We start from the raw sequence: 24,605 nt of genomic DNA, 5'->3' as shown, positions 1-24,605 counted from the left end.
GGAGAACAGGATGAATCAGGAAGATCAAGTGCAGTTGTATATGGATGCATTACAGGAAAGAGCCAAGTCGTTAACAGGGGTACAGCTTGAGTTGGCAAACTATGTTGTGGAGATCGCCGGGTCGACGTATTTGCGTGGAGACGAAAAGATGTTTTTGAATACAGAAAAGTTGCTTGGAAGGCTGGCTGCAGAAACGCAGAAGCCATTATTCCAGCCACTATTGGATGTGCTCCATCATTTGGCGAGCGAGTCATTGGTTGCAAGATTCCGTTATATCGCTGAGCGTGCGACTCGTTTCCCATACAGTAACAATTATGAACGCAGGCCCTTCCGCACGTCCGATCCGGAGCAGCATGTAGCACAAGTCATCCGCAAACTGATGGGATTGTTCCGGATGGAAATGAAGAATTTCTCCCTGGAAGAATATGTGTCACTTCGTGAGTACAAGCTGGATTATCTGCATGAGATCCGTTGGGTCCTGGCGGATTGTATCGCATATGAACTGGATTATCAGGGCGGAGATATGAAGCAGGCATTGCACGATATTATCTATGGTGACAATCAGACCGCATTGTTAACCCATGAAATGATTAAAGGCATATTCATGAGCGATCAGGTTGATGCCTATCAGATGGTGGGTGAGCTGCTCGTTGCAGCAAGGTTGCAGGAAGGTCTGCGCCAAAGCATTGTGGAGCGGATGGATGAAGGAACGTTGGAAGCCTATATTTACATATTAAAAATCATCATCGACAACAACCTGATCCGTTTCAGTTCGGTGGTAAGAGCACTCGCTGTATGGACTGGAATCGGCATAGAAGCAGCCAATCAACGTGTTGCCGCACAGCTCATAGAACAGGCCCATGAGGCGCTGGTGCAACCAGAAGCACGCGAAGCCTGGCAGCAGGAAGCGAACGCGAACAAGCTCTTTATCAGCCTGTGGGCGACAGCAGTCATTGAAGAGAATGATTTGAAGAGCAAGATCATCGGAATTATGGATCAAGGCCAATTATATCAGAAGATCGTTGCCCAATATGTACTGGCTAACAGCCAGAACCGAGAGCTTCGATTGCATATTGCACGTCGTTATCTGGAGGCACAGGATACCGAGTTGATGCACTGGATTGTGACCAACTATGATGCGATGTATATGTACAACTGGAGTTTCGAGAATGGAGAGAATCAGCGTAGCGTCTACGTGTGGCCATTGCCTGCGCTTGAAGATAAGACCTTGAGACGTCAGGACTTTGATCGGTTCAAGCAGATGTTGGCTGCCATTCCCAAAGGCGGGTCAGGCGGACCGTCGGGTGTACTTGAATATGTTCATTACCGGATTGATATAGATGATGTAGTGAAGAAAATGTTATATCTGGCTGCTTATGATATGGATCCGGCGTGGATCGGAGAAGTCATTGCAATCAAGGACCGTTTAAGCCCGGAACTGCGCGGAGAACTGTTGTCCCAGTTTGTTCAGCATCCTGACAATGAGGTGCAAAGACAGTTTGTGTTTGAGAGTTTGTCTGATAAAAGCATCAGTAATCGGGAAAGTGCGCTCTCCAAGGCGAAGCAGCTCACGTTGACGGTTGAAGAGATGCAACAGATGGAGGCGTTGATGAAGCTCAAGACAGGCTCACTTCGTCAGAAGGTCATCCATGTCTTGTTACTGCAACCCATAGACCAATTGACGGTCTCACTGAAGCGACTTCTGCAGGCCAAGAGTGAACTGCAGCGTCTGGGTGCGCTCGAATTGTTGACCGAGATTGCGGCAGATCCAGAACGAACAGATCAGCAGGAGGCATTGCAGCCATTGGCGCAGCTAATTGAGAAACCAACCGCGAAGGAACAGAAGTTGCTCGACAAGCTGACGGATCAGGGGAGTCGCTATACAGCCGCTAATGGGTTTGGTTTATTCGATCCGAAGCGACGTGAGCCATTGCTGGATGAGAAGCGTGACCTCAGGGGCCATAATCCGAAGGATATCTTGACACTTTCTCTGGATAAGACCAGACCATTCCTGCAGGGGCTCGATGAATTAGTGCATGAACACAGGGATCATGAGTATGAAGTGGAGTACTATGCTGGCTACAAAGACACGTTGTTAGTCGGAGCGAGTCTTCGCTCCAAGGTTCCGTATGGAGAGCGGAATGAAATGAAGCAGATGGAACAGTTCCCGCTACATGACGTATGGGAAAACTTTATTCAACATGCCGGGTTTAGCAGTGTGGAACTGATGCAGTTGTATATGGGTATACAGCTCCGGGAGTTCAATGGCAAATTGAGTGACCATTACAGCTACTTCCATGATCAGTATGACTATGAAGAACTGCAGAAGATTCCGTTATTGGAAGGCTGGCGCAAGTCGTTTGCCGAACAGATCTATCCCCTGGATGACATCGAAAAGCTACAGCAGATGCTGGATTCCTTAACGTATAAGGATCAGGTAGTAGCACTGATATCGGCGGCATTTCTGGATAGCGATCCGATCGACACGTTTGAGATAGCTGAGAAAACCTGGGCCTACATCATCGCGAGTATGCCTGCTGATCGACTCGAGAAAGAGTCAGGCATGCTTCATATTCTGACTGGACCTTGGAATTATGTGGTTCGTGGCAAAATTCATGACGATAACAGCTTTAAACGTTTCTTCCAGACAGCCTACCAGTTCACCAGTCTTGTAGAGAATAGTCAACCGTTGTCCTTGCTGTCACTTGAAGATTTCCTGCGCGCGTACCAGCTGAACCTGATTGATGAACAGGAGATATATCGACAGGTTCTGGTCGGTGGGAATCGTCTGATGTTTATTCGGGACTTAACATCCACTCGTACAGAAATGATCGCAAGTGATCCAAAACTGATTCATTTACGGGATACAGTCGTTAATCGGATTCTGGAAATCGAGCTGACCCGGGGAGAACTCTCTACAGAAGTAAGTACACTTGCCATGAAACTGGAACGAATTGAAGGTATGGAACACTGGGTACATCTGGTCTCGGCGATGGATCAGGATACTTTTGTCCGTGGATATATTTACAGCTATGGAGACAATACAATACGCAAAGAGACGTTCAGCTATCTGATTCAGAATTGTCATCCACGGGATGGAGAAGATGAGAAGCGGCTTGGAGAACTGCTCCAGAAGTATCCGGTGAATGAGAAGAAATTGCTGGAAGCCGCCATGTATGCACCACAGTGGATGGAGATTGTTGCGAAACATTTGGGATGGGAAGGACTCCGCAGTGCAGCCTGGTACTTCCATGCCCATATCAATGAACGCTTTACTGCGGAGAAAGAAACCATCGTGGCTCACTATTCGCCAATCTCACCACAAGACTTCAATGAAGGTGCGTTTGATATCGCGTGGTTCGAAGAGGCCTATGCCGCTGTCGGGGAGGAACGGTTCAATCTGTTATACGATTGTGCCAAGTATATTTCCGGGGGAGCCAATCATCGCAGATCCCAATTGTTCGCGGATGCTGCACTGGGTAAGCTTCGACTGGAGGATATGCGTGATTCCGTGTCAGACAAGCGAAACAAAGATCATTTGTTAACTTACAGTCTGATTCCATTCGCTGTAAATCGGGAACAGGATCTGCGTGAGCGATACGACTTCATTCAGAAATTCCTGATGCAGAGCAAGCAATTCGGCGCACAACGTCGTGCCAGTGAAGGTGTGGCTTCGCAGATTGCACTGGGCAACCTTGCCCGTAATGCAGGTTATGCCGATGTTACGCGGCTGATGTGGGACATGGAAGCCCGTAAGCTCGATGAGATGAAATCTTTCTTTGAACCACATGCATTGGATGCTGACACGACAGCACAATTGGTCATCGATGAGGAAGGCCAGCCCGAGATGGTTATCGTTAGCAAAGGAAAGACACTCAAGTCTGTACCTGCCCGGTTCAAAAAAGACGGATATATCGCTGAACTGAAAGAACTCAAATCGGATCTGGTGGATCAGTATCGCCGAGCAAGGCAGGAACTGGAACGTTCGATGACTGCCGGAACATCCTTTACACGTCAGGAAATTGCCAGTCTGATGCAAAATCCGGTTATCCATCCGTTGGTAAGAACGCTTGTATTCCAGTCAGGTGACAAAACGGGTAGATTCGATGTATCATCCAGCGGGTTGGTTGCTCCAGGGCCAGAGGGTACGATCCATGCACTATCGGAACAGGATCAACTGTTGATTGCTCATCCGCTTCATCTGTATCAGAGCGGAAGCTGGAGTGAATTCCAGCGGGATCTGTTCACCCGCCAGGAGCGTCAGCCGTTCAAGCAGGTATTCCGTGAACTGTATCTTCCTAACGAAGATGAATTGGCTAATGGCACAGTATCCCGCCGATATGCCGGGTATCAGATTCAACCGAAAAAAGCAGTAGCTCTGCTCAAAGGACGTCAATGGACGGTTAGCTATGAAGAGGGTCTGCAGAAGGTAAGCTACGAGCACAACCTGATCGCGAATCTCTATGCCATGGCAGATTGGTTCTCACCAGCAGATACCGAGGCACCAACGCTGGAGACGGTGCAATTCTACGATCGCAAGACCTACAAGCCTGTAGCGCTGCAAGATGTGCCGCTGATGTTCTTCTCGGAAGTCATGCGTGATATTGATCTGGTGGTTAGTGTTGCTCATGTGGGAGGCGTAGATCCAGAAGCCAGCCTGACCACCATCGAGATGCGTCACGTCATTGTGAAAGAGTCATTGCGCCTGCTGAAGATCGACAATGTGCGTCTGGACGGGAACTACGCCCGGATTGATGGTGAATTGGGTGAGTATGCTGTTCATCTGGGTAGTGGTAATGTGTTCAAACAGGCCACAGGTGCCCTTCATATCGTGCCGGTGCACAGTCAGCATCGAGGCCGAATCTTCCTGCCATTCCTGGATGAAGATCCGAGAGCGGCTGAGATTCTGTCCAAGGTGATGTTGCTTGCCGAAGATAAGAAGATTAAGGACCCGCAGATTCTTGCACAGTTACAGAACTAGTAAGCGATTGAACCGCTCTATATAAATCATAAAGGCAACTGAGGAACCTGATAAAAGGGACTTCAGTTGCTTTTATATTTTTGGATACTACAATGGGCCGGATTGGTTCCGGTTTCAAATAGACCTTGGACCCAAAGTGTCTCAACATATTCCTTAATCTGATAATTAATTGCATTAACTGGTTGATCGGGAGTGGGTCAAACCGACTGTTTTTAAAAGTAAAGAATTTGTTCGAAAGTAGTTACGGAAATGTAAATAATTCGTTTTCTTGTCATGTTATCTGAATTCAAGGAGAGGTGATGCCAAAGAACTAGGCAAGTTTCAATTAGTCTTTTACCAAATTTAAGGGGATGCAATTCGGAATCAGGTCGGCTATCGTTAGGAAGCGAAATCTGCTGTCTTGCTTGCAGGCTGCAGTTTTCCGAAGCCATGTGCAGGACGACCTGAATGCTTGAAAGACTGGGATCAAGCCAGTTTGCATTCCCTTGTATACATGTATTCAATATGTGCACAAGAAAAATGATCAAGAGAGAAGGAGAACTTACAACATGAACAGAAGACTCAATCTGATTTTCCTCAAACGATGGTTTATGTTATTAATCATCGTGGCGGTTGCGGCTATGCCGTTACACGCCTTCGCCGCGGAGGCGGAATCTGGGGCAGATCGGCCTTGGATGAACAAATCTCTATCTGCGGAGGAACGCACCGAGCTGCTGCTCAAAGAGATGACGCTGGAGGAGAAAGTTGGATTCGTAACCGGTAAAGTCAATAACTATTATGGTTTCTATAATGATGGATTGGAGCGCCTCGGCATTCCGGCATTACAGATGGCAGATGGACCTGCAGGGGTACGTGTGGCCAACCCGGATGTGCAGGACAAAAAGTCTACGGCACTTCCAGCACCAATCGCGCTTGCTGCTTCCTGGGATACCAATCTGGCCAAGAAATATGGTGATCTGATCGGTCAGGAAGCACATGATACAACACATAATGTAGTCCTTGGCCCTGGGCTGGATATTGCACGTACACCATGGGGCTCCCGGAATTTTGAATCGCTCGGGGAAGATCCATTGCTGGCTTCCGGTATGGGGGCAGCGTATGTGAACGGGATTCAAAGCAATCCGGTAATCGCTACAGCGAAACACTACATCCTGAACAACCAGGAGACGGAGCGTTTCACGACCAATGCAACAGCCAGCGAACGTGCCATTCAGGAAGTTTATGCACGTCCGTTCCAAGCGATGGTTGAAAAAGCGGATCTTGGTTCCGCCATGTGTTCATTTAACCAGGTGAACGGTACATATGCTTGTGAGAACAAGGAGATGCTGACGGATGTCCTTCGGGATCAGTTTGGCTTCGAAGGGTTCGTCATGAGTGATTACGGCGCAAACTTCAGCACAGCCAAATCCGCCAATGCGGGTCTGGATCTGGAGACACCTGGAGAGCCTTATGGCAAATGGGGAAGCAAGTTGCTTGAAGCCGTGAACAATGGCGAAGTCAGCGAGCAAACCATTGATGAGAAGGTTAGACGCATTTTACTTCAAATGTTCGATAAGGGGCTGTTCGATAATCCTGTAACGAACACACAAATCAATGCCAAGAAAGATGGCAAGCAAGCACGTGAAATTGCAGAAGAGAGCATGGTTCTTTTGCAAAACAACGATAATACGCTGCCACTTTCCAAGAAAAACGTGAAATCCATCGCGGTCATCGGACCGGATGCAGATAACGCATCGGCTGCTGGTGGAGGTAGCAGTCTGGTTAATCCGACGTATACTGTAAGTCCGCTTCAAGGAATTCGTAACCGTGCTGGTAACGGTGTGGATGTAAAATATGCTGCCGGGACGGATCCTATCTCGGCAGGAGATGCATTTAATGGACCATCTGCCGTACCTTCCACTCTTTTATCACCAGCAGATGCTCAGCAAAGTGAAAGAGACTATGGTACAGATCGTGCGGAATACGGTCTGCGTGCGGAATACTGGACGAATAAAGATATGGAGGGTAACCCATCTCTGGTCCGTACAGATAATCAGGTCAACATGAATCTTGGATTCTACAACTATGAAGGTTTTAACGCACAATCTTCCAAGCTTCCGGTGACACCAACGAAATTCAATGCCAAAATGTCTGCTCGTTGGACAGGGGCAATCACAGCCCCTCAAACGGGTGAATATAAACTGTCCCTGACCAGTCTCGGTTCTGCGAAACTGTATGTGGATGATGAGTTACTCGTAGACAATCAAGGTGAAACATTGAGTACAACGAAGAAGGAAATCACGTTCAAAGAAGGCGAGTCCCACGACATTCGGATTGAGTATCGTACCGATTTCCCGGTACAGTCCAATCACGATATGGGTGCGCAGGTTCGTTTTGGCTGGGAAGCTCCAGAGGATGCTGTTGATATCAAAATGCAAAAAGCAGTTGATCTGGCGAAAAAATCCGATGTTGCCGTTGTGGTAACTCGCACGTATGACAGTGAAGGTTACGTAGACCGTTCCGACCTGGAACTGCCGAATAACCAGGAGCAGCTGATTCGCAAGGTAGCGGCAGCCAATCCGAAAACGATCGTGGTGCAGATGAGTGGTCGTGCTGTAGAAATGGATTCCTGGCAAAAAGAAGTACCATCCATCGTTCAGGCTTGGTATGCAGGTCAGGAACAAGGTAACGCCGTGGCACGTGTTCTGTTCGGAGATGTGAATCCATCCGGTAAGTTACCAGTGACGTTCCCATCAGATGATTCCCAGACCCCGGTATCCACTGCGGAACAATTCCCGGGTGTGAATGGGGTGGGTAACTACTCCGAAGGTATCTTTGTAGGGTACAAAGGATATGACAAAGAAGGCATGACCCCGGCGTTCGCCTTTGGACACGGGCTGTCTTATACCGATTTTAATTATCGTAATCTGCATGTGAAAAACACTGGCAAAGGTGATAAGGAAACCGTAGAAGTATCCCTGAATCTGCGTAATACGGGTAAAGTTTCCGGTGCAGAAGTCGTTCAGGTCTATGTTGGCAATCTGCCAACCAAAGTGGAGACGCCAGAGAAGCAGCTTGCTGGATGGGCGAAGGTCGATCTGAAGGCAGGCAAGCAGCAACGGGTCAACATTCAACTCGATCGCAGCGCATTGTCCTACTGGGACGAAGCATCCCATGAATGGGTAATGCCTAAGGGTAAGGTTCAAGTGTATGTCGGCAGTGCATCGGATGATATCCGTCTGACAGGCAGTGTGAATATCGGAAGCAAGTCCGGTAAATAAAAGTGGAATAAGGGAGATCGAAAGATTGTTCTCCCGGTAAAGTTAGTTGCATCAAATGCATTGTGTTCTAATTCATATATATAGGAAATGGAGTCGTGGCCGAATGGCCGCGGCTTTTTCCACAATGGAAGGAGAGTAAGGTGTGATGAATACAGGTTGGCGAGAGCAGCCCAAACGATGGATCATCCTGTTCATCGCTGTTTGTTGTGTCGGTGCAGGAGTCTGGCTTATTCTCCACCGAATTGAGCCATCCGTTCCTCCACCGGTTGCGGACAAGCAGAGAACGGCCGAAGTCTGGTTAACGACGGGTGATCAGCAAAATCTGCTTACCCCTCAGAAGCCTATTCCCGTGACAGAGCACCATGATACGGATACAAGCTCTTTCGTTTCTTCAACGGAGGAGTCAGGTACTTCTTCTTCAGAGTTTACCATACAGATTGACCCGGACAAGACGTATCAGACCATGGATGGATTTGGCGCAGCGATGACGGGTTCGTCGGTACATCTGATCAATCAGCTTTCCGAGGAACAACAAGAACAATTGCTAAAGGAGCTATTTACAACGGAAGGTTTGAACATGGATATGGTGCGTCATACGATCGGTGCTTCCGATTATTCGGTGGATGAATCAGGCGGTGCTTCAAGTTATACCTATGATGATATTGAGTCCGGCGCGGATTATGATATGGAACACTTTACGATCAATAAGGATCAGGAAGTTGTGAATATGTTGGAGCGTGCAGTTGGGTTGAAACCGGGTCTTAAAGTACTGGGCACACCGTGGACGGCCCCGGCCTGGATGAAGTATGGGGAAGAGAAGACCACTAACGGCTGGTATCTGGATTATAACAATCCCAGGATATATGAAGCGTACGCACAATATTTTGTGAAATATATCGAAGCTTATCAAGCGAAGGGCGTTCCTATTTACGCGATCACGTTGCAAAATGAACCGGAGTTCACCTCGGATAATTATCCGAGTATGAGTATGGGAGCCGAAGAACAAGCCATGTTCATTCGGGATTATCTCGGCCCGGCGCTACAGAATGCGGGACTGGACACGCGGATCATTGCTTATGATCATAACTGGGATCAGGCGGTCGAATATACCGGCAAGGTGCTCGGTGATGAGCAGGCTGCTGCCTATGTTGATGGATCTGCTTTCCACTGTTATGCAGGTGATCCATCTGCCATGTCAGAAGTGCATGAGCGCTTCCCGGACAAACATATCTATTTTACGGAATGCAGTGGTGGGGAGTGGAGTCCTGATTTTGGCGAGAATCTGAGCTGGCAGATGTCCAATCTCATCATTGGTGCACCTCGCAACTGGGCGAAGACTGTACTGCTCTGGAACATTGCGCTTGATCCGCAAGGAGGTCCCACGAACGGTGGCTGTGAGAACTGCCGTGGGGTTGTGACGATTGATCCGGAGCATGGTGAAATCACCAGAAATGTCGAGTATTATGCCTTGGGCCACATCAGCCGTTATGTACGCCCGGGAGCTGTAAGAGTTGATTCCACACAAGAACAGGGCCAGATCAAGAACGTAGCCTTCCGCAATCCGGATGGGACGATGGTGCTGGTTGCAGCTAATACGGGTGAGGCAGAAGTTTCCTTAGATGTAGTCATGGACGGAGATTCGTTTCGGTATGTATTGCCTTCCCAATCGGCAGCAACCTCCCGCTGGAACCCCAAAACGGGGGTAGAGCGTTGATTCAAGCTTGGCAACTATGAGTACAGATTTGAAGGATGGCATGGTGAATACATGTAGCTAGAGTTATTTCGAATAGGTTGTTAAGAGATAAGGGGCAGGTGGCTTATCCGTGAGCCTGCCCATAGAGAAACACCCCGGCGACCTCTTCCCTGAGATGGGAAGGTTGCCGGGGTGTTTTGGGTTCACCTTACCGATTCACATGGTCGATGGACCGGGCTGAACGGAAGTATTTTTTTTACCAGAGATTAATGTGTCTCTTCATCCAGAAACGGTTTGTTCACCGCATAATACATAAAGCCCATGAGCAGCACACCACCCACCAGATTACCCAAGGTCACGGGAACCAGGTTGTGAAGCACACCTTCAAATGAGATGGTTCCCGGGTGATTCAGCACAAGCGCAATCGCGAACGTACACATATTGGCGATGCTGTGCTCATATCCCGAGATGAAGAAGCAGAACACAAAGAGCATCATGGCGAACATTTTGGCTCCATTCTCCTTCATGAACATCGGCACAAAGAACGCCATACATACGAGCCAGTTACACAAAATCCCCCGGAAAAAGAGCTGCATGGTCGGAACTTCCATTTTGTGTTCTACCACGCTTAACAGAAACCCATTCACCTGGGACGAGTCGAACAATCCGGTCAGGTAGATTAACAGGGCAAACACGGCTGCACCCATCAGGTTACCGCTATAACTCGCAATCCACAGCTTGATCACTTCGAACCAGCGCAGCTTCTTGCGCAGCGCCGCATACGTGTAATAGAACGTATTGCCCGTGAACAGGTCACCCCCGCCATAGGCGATCAGGATGATGGCTGCGCCAAACGTAATGGCCGCCATCGGATAGGTAAACGGGGACTGCTCCATATAAAAGAAGTTACCTGTCTTAAACGCCACGATGACGCCGAATCCGATAAACATACTGGCCAGCATGGAGCGTGCAAGGTACCTGATTAAGCTTTGTTTGTAAATCTTGTGTTTCTTCAGAGCTAGTTGTTCCACGTTCCGTAGAGCTTCTGTTTCCATAATTCTCCTCCAATAGCATGATGTTTGCTTACCATTATAACGAAATTATGGAAATTGGGGAGGGGGAACTTGGATTACTGATTATTTAACCGGATATGGGTACATACAGGATCTGAGAATCTCAATCTTTTGTTCCTCTGTTCGTTCACGTGGTGCCAATTCTTCTGCATATGAACGCTCCAGCTTGGTGCGCATGAAACGCTCCGCATATTCGTTTGGACGAGAGTGAAGTTCTTTGGCGTACTCACCAAATGTGCTGACATCCCGTACCTTTTCCAACACACTGTTCAGTAGCGGACTGCCCGCATAGAGCAAGGAAGCTGTCTCTTCAGATTCAAATTTGAGAAAAAGAAGCGCCTTCTGGATGGCTTGCATCTCACCTTGAGTTAAATAAACAGCTTTCGTAGCATGCTCTCCGGTTGTTTCTGATGTTCCTGATGCTTTTGATGCTTCTGGTGAAAATGGTTCATTGTCCTGATTCATAGATCATCACTTCCTGATATGGAATTCAGTTCTCGTTTGGCGGAAGCGCCGAAATGCGGATGAGATTGAAGCGATTCCAGCGCAAGGATAGCCCTTGGGATATGTTTGTGAGCAGTAAGAATAGCAAAAGCGGCACCTTGAATTAAAATGTAGGCATTCCCCGACAATACATCCTGGGCCAACGTAATCTCAGCTTCCGTAGCAGGTAACAAGGCCAGAGTCTGTAAAACATAAATCTGTACATCCTCATCTTCTTCCGAGTCACGAACAAGTTGTGCGGCAGCATGACGAATCTCATCCAAAAGAGGGGAAGACCCTGCCATGCCTAAAGCTCGCCATGCTTCAATACGGATGAGATCTTCTTCAGCTGAATCCATGCCAATCGCGAGAACTTGGTGAGTAAGGTGGCTATCGGTCAGCTCAATCAGATCACGAAGTGCCTGTAGTTTCTCTTCACCACTAATTGCATTAAAATCTGGGTGTTCATTGTTGTTATGATTGAAATGATTCATATCAGACATTGGCTATTATTCACCTCCTGAAGAATATGAAGATGGGGGCGGAAGAATGATCGGACGAGCTGCCAATGCTTCCTCGACAATCTGTTCCGGCGTAAGGTCTCGATCATCCCAGTAAATCAGATTACTGATCTCTGCGTGAGGCACTTGCTGTTGTAGCTCCGTCAGCATGTCATCCAATTCGGCTTCCGTTCCTTCGGCGTCCATTAGTCTGCGAACCAATTCTACCAAATGCAATCGATTATCCATATGTATGTGCACCTCCTGAATGATTAATATCGTGAACCAACTAGAGCTAGCGTTCAAGAGCGCTAGAGAGCGTTGAAGAGGCTAACGAGCTAACGAATGCCAACGAACGCTAACGAATCTGAGACGTCTTATTCAAGGCTGGGGAGCGCCCACGGAAATCTAAGGAACCTGAGACACGTTATATTCGAATAAACAGCCGTTTGCAGCGTTATAACCTGTGATTTTTGGGAATAACGTGTCTGAAGTTCCTTACAATTTAGAAAGCGGGCATACAGGTCAAATAAGACGTCCTGAGTTCTTTAGAAAAGAAAATCGCCGATCCATTCGCCAGGAGCAATCAGCTCGAACTTCAATACTTTTTAGATGCTGAAACCCATCATCGCATACCATGCCTGAGTTTGAAGACACACCCTAACAGTGATCGGAAGGTTGTTCTGTCATCGGAGTGTGTAGAGTGTAAATATTCTTTAGTTCAATTTATATAACATCATTCAATTCGTATAGCCAGATTACCAAACTGCTCGCCCTTTTCCATGCGTTCGAACGCCTTCGCTACATCTTGCAACGGATATACACTATCGATCACAGGATGTATGTCATGTTGCTCCACCCATTGTAGCATCTGGACGAACTCCTCACGGCTGCCCATTGAGGTGCCGATCAGACTGATCTGCGGGAAGAAGATAGAGCGAATAGGAACAGTCAGATCATCCCCTGAGCTCGCACCATACATCACGATACGCCCACCTGGTCTGATTATATCAAAATATTTCGGGAACATGGCTTGTCCGATGCTATCCAGGATCATGTCCACAGGTTCCAGATCGTTCTGCAAACGCCAATCGCCATGACTATCCAGTGCATGGGTAGCACCCAAGCGCAGTGCCTCATTTCTTTTGGCTTCACTTCTGGAGGTGACAGTCACCTTGGCACCAGCCGCTACTGCCATGAGCAGGGCATAAGTTGCTACACCACCACCAATACCGGGAATGAGGATATGTTCACCTTGTTTGAGTTCACCGCGAGTGAACAAAGCACGGTAGGCCGTCAACGCCGAAAGGGACAGCACGCCTGCTTCCTCCCAAGATAGGTGGGCTGGCTTAGGCAGGGCATTTTCAGCAGGTAACGTGATATATTGAGCCAGCGTTCCATCCGTAGGACCACCAACAATATCGGGCACGATGGGTACGTTATTCGCAAATTCCCAACCGAGTGTAGGATGGATAATGACTTCATCTCCTATCGCGAACCCTCTTACACCTTCGCCAATCCCGACAATAATACCTGCCCCATCGGAACCAGGAATGAGCGGGGTGTCCTGAGTACCGCGTCCTGCCATGATGAATAGATCCCGATGGTTGATACCAGCTGATTTTAATTGAATCTGCACTTCCCCGGCTTCTGGTACCCGAGATGTTGACTCTGTATATTGAAGACCTGCAAGGCCGCTCTGGCCTGAATGTACGATAGCTTTCATATTCAATATTCCTCCTGTCGATATAATCGGATTTCACTACTGAGCCTCATTGTACAGATGGTGCAGATTCACGTAAAATGAACAAAAATGATGGTCAGTATCAATGAAAATAATAGATAAGCATTTTGCATGAATCGAATGTTGCAGAATGCCGATATAACGACGAGCAGGTGATCAGGGTATGGATGCAGGTGATTTGAAAATATTTCAGGCAGTTGCCCGCGAAGGTAGTATCAGTAAAGCTGCACTTGCACTTAATTATGTACAATCCAATGTAACCACGCGAATCAAACAGTTGGAGACACAGCTACAGGTACCGCTGTTTCATCGTTCCAATCGGGGGATGTCTCTTACACCAGCGGGTGAGAATCTGCTTGTGTATGCGGATCGAATATTGCAATTATTATATGAAGCAGAGCAGGCCACACAAGTCGGTAACCCGCCGTCCGGCCTGCTTCGTCTGGGTGCCATTGAGACAGCAGCTTCCACTTTCCTCACGCCGCTCTTGGCTGAATACAGTTCATGCTACCCTGAGGTACACCATTCGCTTGTCACGGGTGGGACCCATGAGCTGAATCAGAAGGTCATTCAACATGAATTACATGGCGCTTTAATATATGGCCCAATCGATCATCCTGAGCTGAACTATATGAAGATGTATGACGAGGAATTGGTGTTGATCGCTGAACCTGGAGTGCATGAGATACACGCGTTGTTGTCCAGGCCGATGTTGTTTTTTGAGATCGGATGCACACATCGCACTCAGGCGGAATCCTTTTTGAAAGATCAGGGTATCCCTTCACTGAGCGTTATGGAATATGGAACACTGGACACGATCCTGAATGGAGTATCTGCCGGGCTCGGTGTATCATTGCTACCACGGTCTTCGGTTACCAAAGCAGAATTAAGAGGCGAAATCTCAGTGATGTCTTTGCCAGATCCCTATTGCCGGTTGGAAGTAGGATTTGTGTATTCCCGTGGTGAACATATATCTAGTGCGCTGAGCGCTCTGGTACAGATCATGACAGAACCGGAACTATAAGAGGTTGTTCAAAAGATCGCTTTAGAACACGCACTATACAAGGAGTGATTGATCTTGGAGGATACGAAGTTAACATTGGCTGATGCATTTAATCAGGCAGACTTTATTATTGGTGGTCATGGTAGTCGCCAAGTCAAGGTGCTTCAAGAGGTATTACAGCAAGTCGATGGGGAGACTTTCAGTGATCACTACGGCAACGGCCCCATCATCGAAGAATTTCAGCAACAGATGGCTGCTGTTCTCGGCAAGGAATCGGCAGTGTTTTTCCCAAGTGGAACGATGGCGCAGCAGATTGCATTACGGATCTGGTGTGATCGCAAAGGGATAAAACGAGTAGCCTATCACCCTCTATGCCATTTGGAAATCCATGAAGAAGATGGATTGAAAGAGTTGCATCAGATTGAATCGATTCTGCTGGCGGACAAGGAGCGGTTGATTCGTTTGAAAGATGTACAAGCGCTTGATCAGGACATTGCCTGTCTGTTATTGGAACTGCCTCAACGCGAGATTGGTGGGCAATTGCCGGCGTATGAAGAGCTGGAAGCGATCTCGGCCTATTGCCGTGAGCGCGGGATTAAGCTGCATCTGGACGGAGCGCGTCTGTTCGAGATTATTCCCTATTATAAGAAGACACCTGCGGAGATCTGCAGTCTCTTTGATAGCGTGTATGTGTCCTTTTACAAAGGAATCGGAGGTATTGCTGGGGCCATATTGGCTGGAGACACAGATGTGATGCAGGAATCGAAAGTATGGAAACGTCGGCACGGTGGTGATCTGATCGGCCTGTATCCGTATATTCTGAGTTCCCAGTATTACTTCAATGAACGGATTGGCAAAATGGAGCGTTATTACGAGCAGGCCCAAGAACTCGCCTCCTTATTGAATGCCTGTCATGGGATACATACTTTGCCTGAGGTGCCAGTATCGAATATGTTCCATGTGCACTTTGCGCTCGCCTCTGACGAAGTTGAACCGATTCTTGTGCAAATGGCTCAGCGGTATGGTATTGGTATGACTTCATATCTGAACAAGATAAGTGGAAACAGCTGTGCCTTTGAATTGTCTACGGGCGATCGTTATGAGAAACTTCCCCAGGATAAGCTGCGTGCAGCACTGGAATGGCTGGATCAAGAGTTGCGTAAGCAGGTAAGATAACAAGCGGATTCTAATGTAAAGGAGGAGTTAAAAATGAAGTCGATAGAATTGGAACCGATTCGTGATCTTTTGGTGAAGGCTTACGATACGACAATGGGAGAAGGGTGTACTCCTGAGACACAACAGAGCATTGAGGATTTTGAGCAAAAGCATAACGTAAAACTGCCCGCAGCATATCGTGCGCTTTTACTCGAATTCGGTGCTTGTAACTTCGGTGATCCTGCCTTGTATTCGGTGAAAGAACTGAGCTGGGCTTATCCCGAGTTTCTGGAAGTCTACCGTGAAGTTAAGAAGGAATACGAGCTTCCAGCGGATATCCAACCGTTTCCCATTGGTGGGTTTGGTGAAGGAAGCGTGGCTATGCTGGATCAGACCTCGGGCAAAATATGGATGTTAATTCACGATGCAGGAGAGACTCCTCTGGAGGAGATCGCTGTGGACTTTAATGAATTGATGACGATGCTGACGGAGTCCGCGATCTGGGTTCAGGAACAGATGAATTAACAGGGAGACGGAAGGAAGCGCAACAGACCTATGGATATTCGTAAATTAAGATATTTTATAACCGTGGCGGAAGAACTTCATTTTCACCGTGCAGCGGAAAAATTAAATATGACACAGCCTCCGCTGAGCCAGCAGATTCAGAATCTGGAAGAAGAGCTAGGTGTGAGGCTGTTGGAACGTACGAGAAAAATGGTCCGTCTCACCCCGGCAGGAGCCGTATTTCTGGAACAGGCCAGACTGATCATAGCGCAGCTCGAACGTTCCATCCAGCTTACGCAAAAGGCAGATCAGGGCATGATCGGGCATATAACTGTGGCGTTTGTGGATTCGGCTTCGGGGAGCATTATGGTGGATGTGCTCAGGAAATTTCGCGCTGCGTACCCGCAGATTGAATTGACATTACGTGAGATGACTTCGTCCCAGCAATTGCAGGCACTGGAAGACGGACAGATCCATATTGGATTTCTGCGGTATCAGGAAGATACCCGGCATGTCTCGTTCCGTCCCTGTCAGATGGAAACGTTGATTGTGGTGTTGCCAGATCATCACCCGATGGCTTCTCAGACTCAAGTTTCGATTCGAGAACTGGTGGATGAAGATTTTATTTTATTCCCACGGCATCTGGGTTCGCCATTTCATCGACTGGTTCTGGATTACTGTAGAGCACATGGCGTAGACCCTCGAATTACGCAGGAAGTGATCCAGATGTATACGATTGTGAATCTCGTTGCAGCGGGCATGGGGATTTCCATTGTTCCCTCCTCGGTTGATGTGTTCCAGCGGAAGGGTGTGGTGTTCCTTCCATTACAAGAAAATCCGCCCTCCGTACCGTTGTATACGGCATGGCGGACGGATATGAATCAGGAAGTGGTATCCCGTTTTATGAACTTTGTTGAGGGGGAATATGAGTTGCACTAAAGGTTATTTACACTTACACTGCGATGACAGAACAACCTTCCAATCGCTGTTATCCCCAGATTTTTTCGATCCCTTTTCTCAAGGGGAAATCTGGTGCTAAAGGCGAAGTGTATGCTTCCGAAGTAGCTTTCTTGCAGAAAGCTTTTAGCTCCGCTTTTTCAGGTTTTTTCTGTCCTCTCCGTTTTCGTGTAAATGATTAGTTCAACTTAGTATGTTGTGAGTAGTAAAAAAAGAAACTATCCCGTCTTGGCTGGATCACGCTCAATCCACGGATTCAGTATTTCATCAATACGAGACATGATCTCAGGGTCCAGTTTTACACCGGAGGCTTTTACATTTTCCAATACCTGCTCCGGTCGGGATGCACCGATAATGACGGAACTGACATACGAGTGCTGAAGAACCCACGCCACAGCGAGTTGAGGAAGAGTTAGACCAATCTCTTTAGCGAGCGGAACAAGCTGTTGCACAGCGGTAAGAACATCTTCACGTAACCACTGACCAGCCAGTTTATTGAAAAAGGGTGCTCCTGCCTCAGCAGCTGCACGTGATCCGGTGGGCAACGCTGCGTTAGGCGCATATTTACCTGATAGTATACCCTGAGCCAGAGGAGACCATGTAATCTGTCCAAGTCCTGCTTGGTCGCTTGCAGGCACCACTTCTTGCTCAATCACACGCCATAACATTGAATATTGCGGCTGACTTGCAATGAAGGGGACATGAAGTTCCCGCGCCAAAGCGGCTCCTCTTGCAATCTGATCTGCGTTCCATTCACTTACGCCAATGTAATGGACTTTGCCCTGACGCACCAAATCGGAGAATGCCAGAAACGTCTCTTCCAGCGGAGTGTTGTAATCATAACGGTGAGCGTAATAGACATCGATATAATCAGTCTGTAGCCGCCGTAATGAACCTTTGCAGGCTTCCATGATGTGTTTACGTGAAAGTCCGCGGTCATTATAACCTGTGCCGGTGGGGTGACAGACTTTGGTGCATAGTTCAATACTTTCTCTTCGTATATCCTTAAGAGCCTGTCCCAGTACGGTTTCTGCCTTGGTATTGGAGTACACGTCTGCGGTATCAAATGTGGTAATACCTGCCTCCAATGCGGCTTGAACACAAGCTTCTGCTATTCCATCCTTGACTTGCGCTCCATGCGTAATCCAGTTGCCGAGTGAAATCTCACTGACGGTTAATCCACTGTTTCCTAATTTGCGATACTCCATCCATGCCGCCTCCCTAAGTAATCTGGACTCCATTGTAGCAATGGCAGATTAATAGGTGAAATATCTTTTAACCCCAACTTTGATACGAAAAAGATATCAGTGGATTTTCTCCTGGATGTATTTACGATAGAGAGCAGGTGTAATCTCCTCAAATTTTTTGAATATTTTGATAAAATATCCCGATTCATTGAACCCCAGCTCATCACTGATCTGTGAGACAGGCATGTCCGTGACCTCCAGCAATTGCTTGGCCCACTTAATTTTGAGTTTAGCCAGGTAGGTTGTGAAGTTCTCACCGGTTTCCTTGGCAAAGAGCCTGCTGAAATAACTTGGACTCAGGTGGCACAGATCGGCCATTTGTTTGAGCGAAACCTGTTCGCTTTTGTGACTGTGAATGTATTCAAACGCAGGCTGGAGCACCGGGCTGGAACTTTCCATATCACTTGGGCTGTTCTTGAGATAGGCATCCGCAATCGCATTGGTCATCTCTTTCTTGATCGACTCGATATTGCGAATGGAGTACCCAGGCAGAATGGTGGAGAGGTTCAGAGACTCCTGATTGCCTGACGCTTTCTCGAACATTTCCACTAACAGATTTTTGTTGAGCGCTTCTTCCACAATGTAGTTGCAGAGCAGGGATAACATGTTGGAGATTTTCACAATCTCTTCATAGGTCATTACAGGCAACTGGGCGTAATCGTCCTTTAATTCCTCCAGCTTCGCTGCATGCATGGGCACGTTCTTGGATGTGACAATCTGCTCCAGATCACTACCTTTATCCGGGTCGGCGAGTTTCACTTGTCCTGCCATCACGGCGCCGATATATTTGCCATCGATCGTGATCGGAATCGCGATATCAATAATGTTGAAATGGCATAGATAGACATAGGGCTCATTCAACCGAACGGCCTCCAGACCGCCGCGCGAATCACATTTTTGGCAGTAGGGGAGAAGCTCGGGGTCTTTGCGTACATTCTGGCAGAAGGCCTGACAGCTGCTGTGACTGGTTACGGGAATGCCTTTATAATCCACGGTGAGGATCGCCAGTTTCGTTACTGTGGCTAGAGAGTCTTGTAGACGCTTCCATTTATTGAGGTCGAGTATTTTATTGATATGCAAATATTCTTTAATCATAAGATGAAACCTCCATAGCTAACCTGATTCATAATTTACGCCGTTAAAAGTTAGCAAGTTGTACATATTAAGATGTAATGATGACGGGTAATGTATAATGGGAGGTCAAAATTCAACCATCTCATGACAATAACATACCATGATTGCACCAAAAAGCAAAAAATTACGATTGTAAATTATAATAATTTGTTATCAAAGTCCACTGTAAACTTTCTGGCTATGCGTTATATTAAGGTCAATTGCAAGAAATTAAAATTTAATGTATTCACTACACCATTCCATATCCTTAGGAGGCATATATTAATATGAGAAAAGCATTTATCAGCCCAACCAAATATGTACAAGGCGAAGACGAATTGTTGAACCTGGGATACTTTGTTAAATCCTTTGGAGAATCTGCCTTGCTGATCGCACATCCGGATGATGTACAACGTGTCAAAGCAAAGCTTGATGCAACAGCTGAGAAATTTAATATCACGTTTGTTGAAAGCGGTTTTAAAGGGGAATGTTCCCGTGAGGAAGTTGCGCGTCTGCAAGCGATCGCGAAGGAAAAAGGATGTGACTCTACGATCGGTCTTGGTGGCGGTAAAGCCATTGATGCGGCCAAATGTGTAGCTGAAGGCGAAGCATTGATCATCTGCCCAACGATTGCGGCAACAGACGCACCGACAAGTCACTCCGCTGTATTGTACACACCGGATGGTTCTTTCGATGACTATGCTTACTTCAAACAAAGCCCAAGTGTCGTTCTCGTGGATACAACCGTAATTGCCAATGCACCAACACGTTTCCTCGTATCCGGTATGGGAGATGCGCTCTCTACATACTTCGAAGCAAGAGCAACAGCGAAATCCTATTCCCGTGTAAACGCAAGTTTGCCAATGGGATCTCGTGAAGGGTATACGCCATCCGCAGTAGGTACCAATGCGGCACTTGCCTTGGCAAAACTGTGTTATGAAATGCTGCTGACTGATGGTGCAAAAGCCAAGGTAGCAAGTGACAGCAACGTCGTGACCCAAGCGCTGGAAAACATTGTTGAGACGAATATTTTGTTGTCTGGCCTTGGATTTGAAAGTGGCGGTCTGGCTGCAGCACATGCGATCCACAATGGTTTGACTGTTCTGGAGGGAACACATCATTTCTTCCACGGTGAAAAAGTATCCTTCGGTACAATTGCACAACTCGTGCTTGAAAATGCACCAACCGATGAGCTGCATGAAGTCATGGACTTCTGTCTCGAAGTGGGACTGCCGATCAGCTTGGCGGATATCGGTGTAGATACGATTAGTCAGGAAGAGCTGTTGAAAGTGGCAGAGATCGCTTGTATTCCGGAAGAATCCATTCATGCGATGCCATTCCCAATCACCGTTCCTGAAGTGGCTGCTGCCATTGCTGCGGCTGACCGAATGGGCCGTGAGTACAAAGCAGCACGCCGGGAGGCAAAATAATGAAAAAAATTATTAACCAAGCTGAACATGTTGTTATGGAAATGTGTAACGGGATTGCGCTTGCGCATCCGGAGCTTGAATTTTTGAAAAAATATAAAGTCATCAAACGCAGAGAGATTCAGGCCGATAAAGTCAGCCTGATCAGTGGTGGCGGTAGCGGACATGAACCGGCTCACGCAGGTTATGTGGGTAAAGGTATGCTGGATGCAGCGGTATGTGGAGATGTGTTCGCATCTCCTTCCCAAATCCAGGTGTACCAAGCAATCAAGGCAACAGCCAGCAACAAAGGTACACTCCTGATCATCAAGAACTACAGCGGCGACATGATGAACTTCAAAAATGCAGCGCATCTGGCAGAAGAGGATGGCATCGACGTACAGTATGTGCGTGTTGAGGATGACATTGCTGTACAAGACAGCCTGTATACCGTTGGACGTCGCGGCGTTGCCGGAACTGTACTGGTTCACAAGATTGCCGGAGCCGCAGCCGAAGAAGGCCGCAGTCTGGCAGATGTGAAAGCCGTTGCTGAGAAAGCAGCTCAGAATGTTCGCAGTATTGGTTTTGGATTCACATCCTGTACCGTGCCAGCCAAAGGTACGCCTACATTCGAAATTGCTGAAGATGAGATGGAATTCGGCGTAGGGATTCATGGTGAGCCAGGGATCCGTCGGGAAAAAATTGTATCGGCTGATGAATTGGCAGGACGTATGGTTGAAGCATTGCTTGCCGATATGAAGCTGGATACGGCTTCTGCTGAGATTGCCGTGCTTGTAAATGGTTTTGGCGCAACACCTTTGCAAGAATTGTATCTGCTCAACAACTCAGTTCAGCGTGAACTGTCAGGACATGCAGGTCTGAAGGTGGCTACTACGTTTGTAGGCAACTACATGACAAGTATTGATATGGCGGGTGCATCGGTTACGATCCTGAAACTGGATGATGAACTGAAGTCATTGTTGTTCAAGGAAAGTGACACCCCTGCATTTAAAGTATCTGGCCCTCCAGTAGCACAAGTGGCGTATTCCGAGGCTCTGGAAGCCGTTGTGGGTGAAGACGCTCCCGTATCTTACGAAGTGGAGACGGATGCATCAGCTGCGGTAATCGAAGGCAATCAATTTTCACTGGATAATGTCATCTATCTGATCGATAAAATGGGTGAGATCATCATCAAGAACGAAGTACCGTTCTGTGAACTGGATTCCCATGCCGGTGATGGCGATTTCGGTATGAGTGTGGCAAAAGGCTTCCGCCAGTTGAAACGCGAATGGAATCACATCATTAACGAAGATAAAAAAGACATCGGATCGTTCCTGGATGCATGCTCCTTAGTCATCATGGAATATTGTGGCGGCGCATCCGGCCCGATCTGGGGTTCGGCATTCCGTGCGGCTGGCAAAGCAGTAGGGGATAAACAGCAGTTGAACGTTGCTGAATTTGCCGAAATGATCCATGCAGCTGTGCAAGGGATTCAGTCTACAGGAGAACGTTCCTTTGGACGTGGTGCCGTTGTAGGCGACAAAACCTTGATCGATGCACTCGTTCCGTGTGCTGATTCCTGGACACAAAGCGCAGAGTCTGGAGAGGACTTCAAAACCGCATTTGCCAAAGGTGCAGCAGCAGCCGTTGAAGGTGCGAAGAAAACGGAAGACATCGTGGCACGTATGGGTCGTGCGGGTACCGTCGGCGATCGCAGTCTGGGCTACCCTGATGCTGGCGCGTATGCGCTGGGGGTTATTTTCACAGAGTTGTCCGAGTCGATGAAATAAGGAATGTTGTAAGAGTAGGGTTATCTTGACGATTTAAAAAGGCATTGATTGGTATTCCAATCAATGCCTTTTTTGTTGTTGATTAAGTTTCATTCACCGAGGTTCACATAACATGATGAAATTATCATTACGTGAATTAGACAAGATTTACAATTAGGCGTTGACAAGTTAAGTTGTAACATTTATTATTACATTTATTAGTTGTAACAGTTGTTGTTACAACTAATAAAATCAAAAAAAAAGGATGGATAACAATGACCAAAGTACTCTCTATTACGGCACACCCTCTTGATGAGTCCGTATCATATAGCCTGACTGTAGGTAAAGCATTTATTAATTCGTATAAGGACGCTAATCCTGAAGATGAGATTGTGAATATTGATTTGTACAAAGAATATATTCCTCAGATTGATGCACATGTTTTTAGTGGTTGGGGAAAATTGCGCTCAGGAACTGAATTTGGGCAACTCTCAAGCGATGAACAAGAGAAAGTAAAACGTTTAGCTGAATTATCCGATCAATTTATCGCGGCAGATAAGTATGTGTTCGTTACCCCTTTCTGGAACTTCTCATATCCCCCAGTGATGAAAGCTTATATTGATGCTGTTTCTGTAGCCGGTAAATCCTTCCGTTACTCTGAACAGGGTCAACCTATTGGCTTACTGACTGATAAAAAGGCGATTCATATTCAGGCACGGGGTGGTTTTTACTCTGATAGTCCTGCGGATGAACTTGAAATGGGACATCGTCACCTTCAAGTCATTATGAAATTCTTCGGAGTACCTTCATTTGAAGGGCTGTTTGTAGAAGGACATAATAAAGCTGCGGACAAGGCACAAGAGATTAAAGAACAAGCCATCGAGAGAGCGAAAGATCTTGCAAAAACATTCTAAAATATGGATACAAAAGGTTGGAGAGCGAGTAACGTTGAACACTCACGGATTCGTATCTCAGACCTTAAGTAGGTTAAAAGGAGTTGTAAAGCATGAATGACAAGGATATTTCTCTTATTTATGTGTGGGATGCATACTGTGGTTGGTGTTATGGATTCTCGAAAAGCTTACGGGAATTCCATCAAAACCATTTAGAATTACCGATCAACGTGTTGTCGGGTGGTCTTTTTATAGGTGATCGAAGCCAAGCAATGGAGGCATATCCACATATTCCAGAAGCCAACCAACGGATTGGCCAACTTACTGGCGCGGAGTTTGGTGTCCCTTACAATAAACTTTTAAATGGCGGTACGTTTATTATGGATAGTGAGGCAGCAGCGATTGGATTTTCCGCTTTACGTGCCTTGGCACCAGAACAAGCAGTGTACTTAGCATCAGAAATACAGCGAGCATTCTACTACGAGGGTAAAAGTCTCAGTGATATAGATACGTATCAAGATATTGCAAAACAATTTGATCTGGATGAGGAGAAAGTGGTCGAAGGGATAATAAATCCAGAGACACGAGATCTTGTTAAGCAAGAATTCGTAACTGCCGGCAATCTTGGAGCGAGAAGTTACCCAACGCTTTTCTTGAAAAAAGGTGATAATTTGTATCAACTAGGCGGCGGCGCTATGACAGCTTCTAAATTAGAAGAAAATTATGCTGCATTCGTATTGTTGACTCAATAATTTTTGTACCACTGGGATAAACCAAGTCGCCTCAAACAGCCAGTCCCCAATTAAACTTGGGCGACTGGCTGT

At 47.1% G+C, this 24,605-nt stretch carries 18 protein-coding genes; 11 read left to right on the top strand and 7 right to left on the bottom strand.

The genetic code is table 11. The annotated features are described in order from the left end of the window. Positions 1-10: 10 nt before the first annotated feature. The 3 genes from MHH93_RS10960 to MHH93_RS10950 all read left to right on the top strand — a co-directional run bounded on the left by MHH93_RS10960 (position 11) and on the right by MHH93_RS10950 (position 9,955). Positions 11-4,981 carry a DUF4132 domain-containing protein gene (locus MHH93_RS10960; protein ID WP_500054071.1) on the top strand — a complete coding sequence of 1,657 codons (4,971 nt, stop codon included), beginning with the start codon at positions 11-13 and terminating at the stop codon, positions 4,979-4,981. A gap of 548 nt (positions 4,982-5,529) precedes the next feature. Next, positions 5,530-8,241: a glycoside hydrolase family 3 C-terminal domain-containing protein gene (locus tag MHH93_RS10955; RefSeq protein ID WP_500054070.1), complete on the top strand. Its 2,712-nt coding sequence runs from the start codon at positions 5,530-5,532 to the stop codon at positions 8,239-8,241. 145 nt (positions 8,242-8,386) lie between these two features. Continuing rightward, positions 8,387-9,955 (top strand): glycoside hydrolase family 30 protein, encoded by a 1,569-nt coding sequence (locus MHH93_RS10950; RefSeq protein ID WP_500054069.1) that lies wholly within the window; start codon positions 8,387-8,389, stop codon positions 9,953-9,955. Positions 9,956-10,200: 245 nt separating this feature from the next. Here the strand turns inward: MHH93_RS10950 and MHH93_RS10945 are convergent, their stop codons facing one another. From MHH93_RS10945 to MHH93_RS10925, 5 genes are all read right to left on the bottom strand, one after another. Continuing rightward, positions 10,201-10,989: a formate/nitrite transporter family protein gene (locus tag MHH93_RS10945; RefSeq protein WP_017690511.1), complete on the bottom strand. Its 789-nt coding sequence runs from the start codon at positions 10,987-10,989 to the stop codon at positions 10,201-10,203. 81 nt (positions 10,990-11,070) lie between these two features. After that, positions 11,071-11,472 (bottom strand): hypothetical protein, encoded by a 402-nt coding sequence (locus MHH93_RS10940; protein WP_500054068.1) that lies wholly within the window; start codon positions 11,470-11,472, stop codon positions 11,071-11,073. Beyond that, the gene (locus MHH93_RS10935; RefSeq protein WP_500054067.1) at positions 11,469-11,993 is read right to left on the bottom strand and encodes a hypothetical protein; all 525 of its coding nucleotides are present in this window, start codon (positions 11,991-11,993) and stop codon (positions 11,469-11,471) included. Before MHH93_RS10935 ends, MHH93_RS10940 begins: the two co-directional genes overlap by 4 nt. A 6-nt stretch (positions 11,994-11,999) precedes the next feature. After that, positions 12,000-12,239 carry a bacteriocin immunity protein gene (locus MHH93_RS10930; RefSeq protein WP_500054066.1) on the bottom strand — a complete coding sequence of 80 codons (240 nt, stop codon included), beginning with the start codon at positions 12,237-12,239 and terminating at the stop codon, positions 12,000-12,002. A gap of 487 nt (positions 12,240-12,726) precedes the next feature. Then, entirely contained in the window at positions 12,727-13,716 is a 990-nt protein-coding gene (locus MHH93_RS10925) for a quinone oxidoreductase family protein (protein WP_500054065.1), read from the bottom strand. Positions 13,717-13,897: 181 nt separating this feature from the next. Here MHH93_RS10925 and MHH93_RS10920 point away from each other — a divergent pair, with 181 nt between their 5' ends. From MHH93_RS10920 to MHH93_RS10905, 4 genes are read left to right on the top strand one after another with little or no spacing between them, the layout of a single operon-like run. Beyond that, a complete protein-coding gene (locus tag MHH93_RS10920) occupies positions 13,898-14,758 on the top strand; it encodes a LysR family transcriptional regulator (protein WP_500054064.1) in 861 nt (286 codons plus the stop codon). Between the two features lie 54 nt (positions 14,759-14,812). Then, positions 14,813-15,913 carry a threonine aldolase family protein gene (locus tag MHH93_RS10915; RefSeq protein ID WP_500054063.1) on the top strand — a complete coding sequence of 367 codons (1,101 nt, stop codon included), beginning with the start codon at positions 14,813-14,815 and terminating at the stop codon, positions 15,911-15,913. A 33-nt stretch (positions 15,914-15,946) separates the two neighbouring features. Continuing rightward, complete coding sequence (locus tag MHH93_RS10910; protein ID WP_500054062.1) at positions 15,947-16,417, top strand: SMI1/KNR4 family protein; 471 nt, start codon at positions 15,947-15,949, stop codon at positions 16,415-16,417. A 30-nt stretch (positions 16,418-16,447) separates the two neighbouring features. Beyond that, positions 16,448-17,335, top strand: coding sequence for a LysR substrate-binding domain-containing protein (locus tag MHH93_RS10905; protein ID WP_500054061.1), 888 nt, complete (start codon positions 16,448-16,450; stop codon positions 17,333-17,335). Between the two features lie 236 nt (positions 17,336-17,571). Here the strand turns inward: MHH93_RS10905 and MHH93_RS10900 are convergent, their stop codons facing one another. Next, entirely contained in the window at positions 17,572-18,561 is a 990-nt protein-coding gene (locus MHH93_RS10900; RefSeq protein WP_500054060.1) for an aldo/keto reductase family protein, read from the bottom strand. 96 nt (positions 18,562-18,657) lie between these two features. Continuing rightward, complete coding sequence (locus MHH93_RS10895; protein WP_500054059.1) at positions 18,658-19,695, bottom strand: PocR ligand-binding domain-containing protein; 1,038 nt, start codon at positions 19,693-19,695, stop codon at positions 18,658-18,660. 305 nt (positions 19,696-20,000) lie between these two features. Here MHH93_RS10895 and MHH93_RS10890 point away from each other — a divergent pair, with 305 nt between their 5' ends. The 4 genes from MHH93_RS10890 to MHH93_RS10875 all read left to right on the top strand — a co-directional run bounded on the left by MHH93_RS10890 (position 20,001) and on the right by MHH93_RS10875 (position 24,533). After that, entirely contained in the window at positions 20,001-21,143 is a 1,143-nt protein-coding gene (locus MHH93_RS10890; RefSeq protein ID WP_500054058.1) for a glycerol dehydrogenase, read from the top strand. After that, entirely contained in the window at positions 21,143-22,909 is a 1,767-nt protein-coding gene (dhaK, locus tag MHH93_RS10885; RefSeq protein WP_500054057.1) for a dihydroxyacetone kinase subunit DhaK, read from the top strand. Before MHH93_RS10890 ends, dhaK begins: the two co-directional genes overlap by 1 nt. Positions 22,910-23,163: 254 nt before the next feature. Then, positions 23,164-23,802 carry an FMN-dependent NADH-azoreductase gene (locus MHH93_RS10880; RefSeq protein WP_500054056.1) on the top strand — a complete coding sequence of 213 codons (639 nt, stop codon included), beginning with the start codon at positions 23,164-23,166 and terminating at the stop codon, positions 23,800-23,802. A gap of 92 nt (positions 23,803-23,894) precedes the next feature. Then, the gene (locus MHH93_RS10875; protein WP_500054055.1) at positions 23,895-24,533 is read left to right on the top strand and encodes a DsbA family protein; all 639 of its coding nucleotides are present in this window, start codon (positions 23,895-23,897) and stop codon (positions 24,531-24,533) included. Positions 24,534-24,605 lie beyond the last annotated feature (72 nt).

The sequence above is a fragment of the Priestia sp. FSL H7-0729 genome (assembly GCF_038005685.1).
Taxonomy (GTDB): Bacteria; Bacillota; Bacilli; order Paenibacillales; family Paenibacillaceae; genus Paenibacillus.
The sequence above is the reverse complement of the archived record's forward strand: the minus strand, read 5'-3'. Positions and strand labels throughout refer to the sequence as shown.

Bases quoted from the DNA above. Each gene is read 5' to 3' on its own strand.
- MHH93_RS10960 (WP_500054071.1), top strand. From the start codon at position 11: ATGAATCAGGAAGATCAAGTGCAGTTGTATATGGATGCATTACAGGAA.
- MHH93_RS10955 (WP_500054070.1), top strand. From the start codon at position 5,530: ATGAACAGAAGACTCAATCTGATTTTCCTCAAACGATGGTTTATGTTA.
- MHH93_RS10950 (WP_500054069.1), top strand. From the start codon at position 8,387: ATGAATACAGGTTGGCGAGAGCAGCCCAAACGATGGATCATCCTGTTC.
- MHH93_RS10945 (WP_017690511.1), bottom strand. From the start codon at position 10,989: ATGGAAACAGAAGCTCTACGGAACGTGGAACAACTAGCTCTGAAGAAA.
- MHH93_RS10940 (WP_500054068.1), bottom strand. From the start codon at position 11,472: ATGAATCAGGACAATGAACCATTTTCACCAGAAGCATCAAAAGCATCA.
- MHH93_RS10935 (WP_500054067.1), bottom strand. From the start codon at position 11,993: ATGTCTGATATGAATCATTTCAATCATAACAACAATGAACACCCAGAT.
- MHH93_RS10930 (WP_500054066.1), bottom strand. From the start codon at position 12,239: ATGGATAATCGATTGCATTTGGTAGAATTGGTTCGCAGACTAATGGAC.
- MHH93_RS10925 (WP_500054065.1), bottom strand. From the start codon at position 13,716: ATGAAAGCTATCGTACATTCAGGCCAGAGCGGCCTTGCAGGTCTTCAA.
- MHH93_RS10920 (WP_500054064.1), top strand. From the start codon at position 13,898: ATGGATGCAGGTGATTTGAAAATATTTCAGGCAGTTGCCCGCGAAGGT.
- MHH93_RS10910 (WP_500054062.1), top strand. From the start codon at position 15,947: ATGAAGTCGATAGAATTGGAACCGATTCGTGATCTTTTGGTGAAGGCT.
- MHH93_RS10905 (WP_500054061.1), top strand. From the start codon at position 16,448: ATGGATATTCGTAAATTAAGATATTTTATAACCGTGGCGGAAGAACTT.
- MHH93_RS10900 (WP_500054060.1), bottom strand. From the start codon at position 18,561: ATGGAGTATCGCAAATTAGGAAACAGTGGATTAACCGTCAGTGAGATT.
- MHH93_RS10895 (WP_500054059.1), bottom strand. From the start codon at position 19,695: ATGATTAAAGAATATTTGCATATCAATAAAATACTCGACCTCAATAAA.
- MHH93_RS10890 (WP_500054058.1), top strand. From the start codon at position 20,001: ATGAGAAAAGCATTTATCAGCCCAACCAAATATGTACAAGGCGAAGAC.
- dhaK (WP_500054057.1), top strand. From the start codon at position 21,143: ATGAAAAAAATTATTAACCAAGCTGAACATGTTGTTATGGAAATGTGT.
- MHH93_RS10880 (WP_500054056.1), top strand. From the start codon at position 23,164: ATGACCAAAGTACTCTCTATTACGGCACACCCTCTTGATGAGTCCGTA.
- MHH93_RS10875 (WP_500054055.1), top strand. From the start codon at position 23,895: ATGAATGACAAGGATATTTCTCTTATTTATGTGTGGGATGCATACTGT.